Origin of the sequence: Kitasatospora sp. NPDC059817 (genome assembly GCF_042731835.1) — a bacterium.
GTDB lineage: Bacteria > Actinomycetota > Actinomycetes > Streptomycetales > Streptomycetaceae > Kitasatospora.
In genome coordinates, this window is the sequence record NZ_JBHWIR010000125.1 from 1 (window position 1) to 4,748 (window position 4,748).

3 protein-coding genes and 1 pseudogene are annotated in these 4,748 nt (G+C 72.7%); 1 reads left to right on the forward strand and 3 read right to left on the reverse strand.

The window, feature by feature from the left end; all coding sequences use genetic code 11:
* Positions 1-104: 104 nt before the first annotated feature.
* The 3 genes from efeB to ACFV61_RS24340 all read right to left on the reverse strand — a co-directional run bounded on the left by efeB (position 105) and on the right by ACFV61_RS24340 (position 4,054).
* Positions 105-1,433, reverse strand: coding sequence for an iron uptake transporter deferrochelatase/peroxidase subunit (gene efeB / locus ACFV61_RS24330; RefSeq protein ID WP_380493859.1), 1,329 nt, complete (start codon positions 1,431-1,433; stop codon positions 105-107).
* Positions 1,433-3,523, reverse strand: coding sequence for an iron uptake transporter permease EfeU (gene efeU, locus ACFV61_RS24335; protein ID WP_380493861.1), 2,091 nt, complete (start codon positions 3,521-3,523; stop codon positions 1,433-1,435). Before efeU ends, efeB begins: the two co-directional genes overlap by 1 nt.
* Before the next feature lie 207 nt (positions 3,524-3,730).
* Positions 3,731-4,054, reverse strand: coding sequence for a hypothetical protein (locus tag ACFV61_RS24340; protein ID WP_380345515.1), 324 nt, complete (start codon positions 4,052-4,054; stop codon positions 3,731-3,733).
* Between the two features lie 395 nt (positions 4,055-4,449).
* Here ACFV61_RS24340 and ACFV61_RS24345 point away from each other — a divergent pair.
* Positions 4,450-4,748 (forward strand): annotated as a pseudogene (locus ACFV61_RS24345) (ubiquinol-cytochrome c reductase cytochrome b subunit); the annotation flags it as partial.

Genomic DNA, 4,748 nt, shown 5'->3' on the forward strand with positions numbered 1-4,748 from the left:
TCTCACAGACACCCAGCCCCCGCAGCGCGGGCGCCCCGCGCCCCCCCGGGCGCCCCGGGGCCCGGCGTCACGTCGGCCGCCGTGAGACTGCCGTCAAACCGTCGTCAGAGCGCCGCGAGCAGCCCGCGTCCGAGCCAGTCGGCGTTGTCCTTCACGCCCGGCAGGACGAAGAAGTACCCGCCGCCGGTCGGCGAGATGTAGTCGACCAGCGGCTCGTCGATGAGCCGGGTCTGGGTGGCCTCGAACTGCCGCACCACGTCCTGCTGGTAGCAGCAGAACACCAGGCCCATGTCCAGGTTGCCGGCCTTGTCGACGCCCCGGTCGTAGTTGAAGCCGCGGCGCAGGATGCGCGAGGTGTCGGTGTCGGCGGTGCGCGGGTTGGCGAGCCGGATGTGCGCCTTGAGCGGGATCGCCTTGCCCTCCGGGTCCTTGCCGTAGTCCGGCGCGTCGGTCTCCTGGCGGCCGTCCAGCGGCGCGCCGGTGTCGCGGCGGCGGCCGAACATCTTCTCCTGCTCGGCGAGGGTGACGCGGTCCCAGAACTCGATCAGCATCCGGATGATCCGGATCACCTGGTAGCTGCCGCCGGTCGCCCAGGCGGGCTCGCCCAGTCCGTCGGTGACCCAGATCAGCCGGTCCATCTCGCGGGCGGAGGTGGTGTCGGGGTTGACTATGCCGTCCTTGAAGCCGAGCAGGTTGCGCTGGGCGCCGTCCGGGCGGGACTCGTTCTGGAAGCCGTCGATCCGCCAGAGGATCTGCATCGCGCCGCGGGTGTGCCGGGTGATGTCGCGCAGCGCGTGCAGCACGGTGTCCTGGCGGTCGGCGCAGATCTGCAGCGAGAGGTCGCCGTGGAGTTCGGCGGCCTGCAGATTGTCGTTGGGGAAGGTCTTCATCGGGGCCAGCTTGGTCGGCTTGGCCTTGGCCAGCCCGTACCGGTCGTCGAACAGCGAGGCGCCGACGCCAACCGTGACGGTCAGGTTGTCGGTGGGCACGGTGGGGCCGAGGATGCCGCTGTCGGCGGGCGGCGCGCCGACGCCGAGGTCGGGCGGGGTGCCGCCAGCGGTGAGGAAGCGGATCCGCTCGGTCAGGGTCTTGAGGAGGTCCTCCAGGCCCTTGCGGTCCTGGGCTATCACCTGGCAGGACAGGAAGGCCGCGTAGCCGGGGGCCGGAGTGGTGACGCCGGCCTGGTGGTCGCCGTGGAACGGGACGGCCCCGCTCTTCGCCTGGCGGCTGTCCCCGGCGGAGGCCGGGCCGGCGGCCAGGGTGAACGCCCCGCCCGCCAGGACGGCCGCCCCGGCGCCGGCGCCGAGGGCGGTCCGGACGAAGCTGCGGCGGGCCGGGCCGGCCGGGCAGCCGCCCTCGGCGACGGCCGAGGCTGGCGCGGCGGCGTGCGGGAACGGGCAGGAGCCTCCGGTGGCAGCGTTGTGGTCGGTCATCAGGCGGCCTTCCGGATCTCGAGCAGGGCGGGGATGGGGGCGAGGTCTTCGAGCAGCTCGCCGGTGGCGCCGTTGAGCTGGCGGCGGGCGTCGGCGGGGAGCTGCTCCAGCGCGGTCCAGCCCTCGGGCTTGTGGGCGGCGGCGACCAGGTCGCCGACCCGCTTCATCCCCGCGTCGACGCGGGTGAGCAGCTGCGGGTCGCGCTCGTCGAGCAGCGGCTGCAGGACGGTCAGCAGTTCCCGGGTGCCGGCCAGGTTGGCCTGGGTGGTGGCCAGGTTGGTGCCGCTGCCCTGGTCGGTGTCGCCGGTGAGCTCGAACTGGAGGGTGTTCTCCAGGATCTCGTGAGCGCGCAGCGGAAGGTCTCCGGGGTCGAAGTCCTGGCCGGGGAAGTCCTGCCCGAGCTTGGCGACATCGGCGGCCAGCTGGTCGGCGACGGGCGTCAGGTCGGCGGCGGACTGGCCGTGCCAGAGGCCGTACTCCAGGCGCAGGAAGCCGGTGAAGTCCTTGTCCTGGGCCTTGTCGGCAAGCCCGTCGGGCCGGCCGTCGATCTTGCCGTCGAGGTCGGCGAAGGTGCCGTAGGCGGCGCCGAGCGAGGCGTACTGGAGGTGGGCGGTGAGCCAGTCGGCCTTGGCGGTGGCGAGGTCGCCGCCGTGGACGTCGGCCTGGAGCTTCTGGGTCTGCGTCAGCAGGGTCGCGAGGCCCTTGTTGACGTAGTCCTTGTAGGCGTCGAGCGGGCCCTTGAGGTCGTCCTCGGCGACCGGCTTGACGGCCTTGACCTGGCCGCCGCCGGTGACGTGCACGGCGGCCGAGGTGACGGAGGTGCCGCCGGTGGGTACGCAGCGCCAGGCGTAGTCGCCGGAGCCGATGGTCGCGGTCAGCGCGCGGGTGGTGCCGGGGGCCAGGCCCTCGATCTCGCCGTAGACGGCGCCGCTGGCCGGGTTGACCAGGTAGACCTCGGAGACCTTGTCGCCGGTGTTGTGCATCTGGAACACCTGCTGGCCGGGCAGCGGGGTGCTGAAGCCCTTGCCGCACTCCTGCTCGGAGACGGACACGGTGGCGGAGCTGCTCTGCTTGCCGTCGCTGACCGCGATCACGGCCCCGGCGATCACCACCGGCACCGCGACGAGCGCGGTCGGCACGGCCCAGCGCGGCCGCCCGGACCGCACCGGCCCGGCGGCCTCGGGCGCGGCCGCCCCGGCCTTCTCGCCCTGCGCCGTCTCCTCGCCCTGTGCTGCCTCCCCGCCCTGCGCCGCCTTCCCGGGGGCCGGAGCGGTCTTGCCGCCGCGGACGCCCTCGACGAACAGCGTCATCACGATGCACAGGTAGGCGAGGTAGCCGACGACCTGGAGGACCGTCATGGTGACGGTCAGGTTGAGGGTGCCCTGCACCAGCGTGGCGTACCAGGAGGAGGCGTCCAGGTGGCCGCTCAGGTCGAACGCGTACGAGCTGCCGCCGCCGACCAGCCCGGACTCCTGCAGGTCGCGCAGGCCGTAGCCGAGCACGCCCGCCGCGACCACGATCAGGCCGGCGCCGGTGATGGTGAAGAACCGGGTGAGGTTCATCTTCAGCGCCCGCCGGTACAGGCCCCAGCAGAGGCCGGCCGAGAGCACCAGGCCGACGGCCGCGCCGAGCAGCGGCCCGGTGGACTCCCCGGCGGTGCGCACGTTGGTCCACAGGAAGAGCGAGGTCTCCAGGCCTTCGCGGCCGACGGCCAGGAAGCTGGTGAGCACCAGCGCGCCGGCGCCCATCGCCAGCGAGGCCTGGACCTTCTCCTTCAGCTCGGCGGAGAGGGTGCGCGCCGAGCGGCGCATCCAGAACACCATCGCGGTGACGAAGCCGACCGCGATCAGGCTCAGCACCCCGCCGAACGCCTCCTGGGCGTGGCCGGAGAGGTTGGCGGCGGTGAAGGTGAGCACCGCGCCGAAGCTGAGGCTGAGCGCGATCGCCGCCGCGACGCCGGTCCACACCTGCGGCAACCGGGCCTTGTGCCCGAACCGGACGAGCGTGGCGACCAGGATCGACACGATCAGTCCGGCTTCCAGACCTTCGCGCAGCCCGATCAGAAAGCTGGGAAACGCCTCATCCCACATGCAGCGGGCTCCTCCCCCGGTCACCCCGGGTCGTACCTGAACTCGGCGGCCCGCCGCGGGTGGCGGCGGCGCGGCACAGCCGAACGCCCCGGACACGAGGGTCCGGGGCGCTTCGACTTAGCTTAGGCAAACCTTAGAGCCGCCGTGGTCAACAGGACCCCCCGTTCAGGTAAGGGTTCGGTATGAGGGCTGCCGGGCCGGCCCGGCTCAGCCCCACCACTGCTCCGGCACCGCCTCCGGCTCCGCCGGCACCGCCACCGGCGCGGCGGCGGGCGTCACCAGCAGCTCGCCGCCGCCCGTCTCGGCGACCAGGTAGCCGCACTCGCGCAGCACGACGGCGGCCGCACCGCTGACCGCCTCGCGCGCTCCCCGGGAGGGCGGCCCGTCCGGCCCCTCCCCCGGCGACCAGCCGACCGCCACCCCCGGCGGCCGATGGCCGATCCGCAGCAGGGACGGGCCCGACCCGGCGTCGATCCCGGCGCGGGCGAGGGCCGCGGTGACGTCCTCGAAGAGTTCAGGGTGATCCACCATTGGCGCAGCGTAGGCCCGGGATCGCGCGACCTCCGGACGCGGCGCGCGCCGAAACGGTTCCGCGGCACCCGGGCGCAGCACCGCCACCCGTCCGGCGGCCGATCAGACGCCAGGACCCCCCGTACGGACCGACACGAGCGGCCGTACGGACCGATGGACGTGCACAGTCGGCCCCCTGCCGACAGCATGACAGAGTAAGCGCTCCATCACCCTGAGCAACGGGCCAGTGGGTCACCCGCTCCGCGTGCCGGTTCAGCCGGCGGGCCCGTATCGAGAGGTCCCATGATCACAACACTTCGCCGGCCGGCGTCTTTGCCGGCGGGCCTCCAGCCCGGCACGCCGAGGACGCCGGGGAGCCCGTCGTGAGAACCGACCAGCAGTCGCAGCCGGGACCGGTGACCAGCACGCGCGCCAACCCCGCGAACAAGGCCGAGGCCCTGGCCGACTGGACCGACGGCCGGGTCGGCATCTACTCCCTGGCCAAGGCCAATCTGCGCAAGATCTTCCCGGACCACTGGTCCTTCATGCTGGGCGAGATCGCGCTCTACACCTTCGTCATCATCATCATCACCGGCGTCTGGCTGACCCTCTTCTTCAAGCCGAGCATGGGCGAGGTCATCTACGACGGCTCGTACGTCCCGCTCAAGGGCATCCAGATGTCGGAGGCCTACGCCTCGACCATCGACATCAGCTT